Raw genomic sequence first — 2,360 nt, forward strand, 5'->3', positions numbered from 1 at the left:
GAGCCCGCGCGCCGCGACCGCCCGCGCCCACGACTGGCCCCCCCCGACCGCCCCCCCCCAACCCGGCCCCCACCCCCGCCCCGGGGGCGGGCTGTTCCCCCGGCCGCTGGCCATCGTCAACTTCGGCGACGAGGAGGGCGCCCGGTTCGGCGTCGCCTGCATCGGCTCCCGCCTCGCCGCCGGCGTCCTCGCCCCCGAGCAGGCGTTCGAGCTGCGCGACGCCGACGGCGTCCGGCTGCCCGACGCCATGGAGCGCGCCGGGTACGACCCGGCCGCGATCGGCGCCGACCACGAGCGCCTCGCCCGGATCGGCGCCTTCGTCGAACTCCACGTCGAGCAGGGCCGCTACCTGGCCGAGGACCGGCCGATCGGCGTCGCGTCCGCGATCTGGCCGCACGGCCGCTGGCGGTTCGACTTCCACGGCGAGGCCAACCACGCCGGCACCACCCGGATCGAGGACCGCCGCGACCCGATGCTGACCTTCGCCACCACCGTGCTCTCGGCACGGAAGAAGGCGGCGCTGGCCGGCGCACTGGCGACCTTCGGCAAGGTCGCCGTCGAGCCCAACGGCACCAACGCGATCGCCTCCCTCGTCCGCGGCTGGCTGGACTCCCGCGCCGCCGACGAAGCCACCCTGGAGCGGGTGGTGGAGGAGATCCGGCAGGCCGCCGCCGACCGCGGCGGCCGGGACGGCGTCCGGGTCGAGCTCACCCGCGAGTCGTACACGCCGGTCGTCGACTTCGACGGCCCGCTGCGCGACCGGATCGCGAAGACCCTCGGCGGTGCGCCGGTGCTGCCGACCGGTGCGGGACACGACGCCGGAATCCTGGCATCGGCGGTGCCGACCGCCATGCTGTTCGTACGGAACCCGAGCGGAGTGTCGCACTCCCCGGCCGAGTACGCCGAGGAGGCCGACTGCCTCGCCGGGGTCACCGCGCTCGCCGACGTTCTGGAGGACCTCGCATGTCAGGGCTGACGTACTGGGCGGAGCACGCCTGGCTGCCGCACGCCAACGGGCCGGTGGTCGAGCGCGAGGTGCTGATCACCGTAGGCCCGGGCGGCCGGATCGCCAAGGTCACCCCGGAGAGCGGGCCGTGCCCGTCCGGCGCCGTCCGGCTCGGCGGGCTGCTGCTGCCCGGCCAGGCCAACGCCCACTCGCACGCCTTCCACCGGGCGCTGCGCGGCAATGTCCAGGTCGGCTCCGGGACGTTCTGGACGTGGCGGGACACCATGTACCGCTTCGCCGGCGCCCTCGACCCGGAGAGCTACCTCGCGCTGGCCACCGCCGTGTACGCGGAGATGGCGCTGGCCGGGATCACCGCGGTCGGCGAGTTCCACTACCTGCACCACGCGCCCGGCGGCGGCCGCTACGGCGACCCGAACGCGATGGGCAACGCGCTGATCGAGGCGGCCGCCCAGGCCGGCATCAGGATCACCCTGCTGGACACCTGCTACCTGTCCTCCGGCTTCGGCGCCGAGCCGACCAAGCCGCAGCTGCGCTTCAGCGACGGGAGCGCCGACGCCTGGGCCGAGCGGGTCTGCGACCTCAAGGCCGCCGACCACGCCAGGATCGGGGCGGCCGTCCACTCGGTGCGCGCCGTCCCCGCCCACCAGCTGGGCACCGTCGCGCACTGGGCGGCGATGCGCAAGGCGCCGCTGCACGTCCACCTCTCCGAGCAGACCGCCGAGAACGACGCCTGCCTCACCGCGCACGGCGTCACCCCGACCCGGCTGCTCGCCGACCACGGCGTGCTCGGGCCGCGCACCTCCGCGGTGCACGCCACCCACCTGACCGACGAGGACGTCCGGCTGCTGTCGGAGACCTCCACCGCCATCTGCATGTGCCCCACCACCGAGCGGGACCTCGCGGACGGCATCGGCCCGGCCCGGCGGCTGGCGAGCGCGGGCTGCCCGATCACCCTCGGCAGCGACAGCCACGCGGTGATCGACCCGTTCGAGGAGGCCCGGGCGCTGGAGCTCAACGAACGGCTGCACACCCGCACCCGCGGGCACTGGACGGCCAACGCGCTGCTCCGGGCGGGTGCCGAGGACGGCCACGCCTCGCTCGGCTGGCCGGAGGCCGGCCGGATCGAGGCCGGCTCGCTCGCCGACTTCACCGCGATCGCGCTGGACAGCGTCCGCACGGCCGGGCCGCGGCCCGCGCTCGGCGCGGAGACCGCGGTGTTCGCCGCCTCCGCCGCCGACGTCCGGCACGTGGTGGTCGGCGGCCGCCACATCGTCAAGGACGGCGTCCACCAGCTCGTCCCCGACGTCGCCGGGGCCCAGCGCAGCTCCATCGCCGCGCTCAGCGCCAGAAGCCGCGGACACCGCCGTCGGGGCGCCGGGGCCCTGCCCCGGCG

The 2,360-nt window shown here is 76.1% G+C and carries 2 protein-coding genes; both read left to right on the forward strand.

Annotated elements, in window-relative coordinates:
* A partial coding sequence (locus ACFV0G_RS35625; RefSeq protein WP_380556885.1) for an allantoate amidohydrolase occupies window positions 1-976 on the forward strand: 976 nt, incomplete at its 5' end.
* A partial coding sequence (locus ACFV0G_RS35630) for a formimidoylglutamate deiminase (protein WP_380556887.1) occupies window positions 964-2,360 on the forward strand: 1,397 nt, incomplete at its 3' end. The genes ACFV0G_RS35625 and ACFV0G_RS35630, both read left to right, overlap by 13 nt.

It is taken from the genome of Kitasatospora sp. NPDC059571, assembly GCF_042735675.1.
In the GTDB taxonomy this organism is placed as follows: domain Bacteria; phylum Actinomycetota; class Actinomycetes; order Streptomycetales; family Streptomycetaceae; genus Kitasatospora.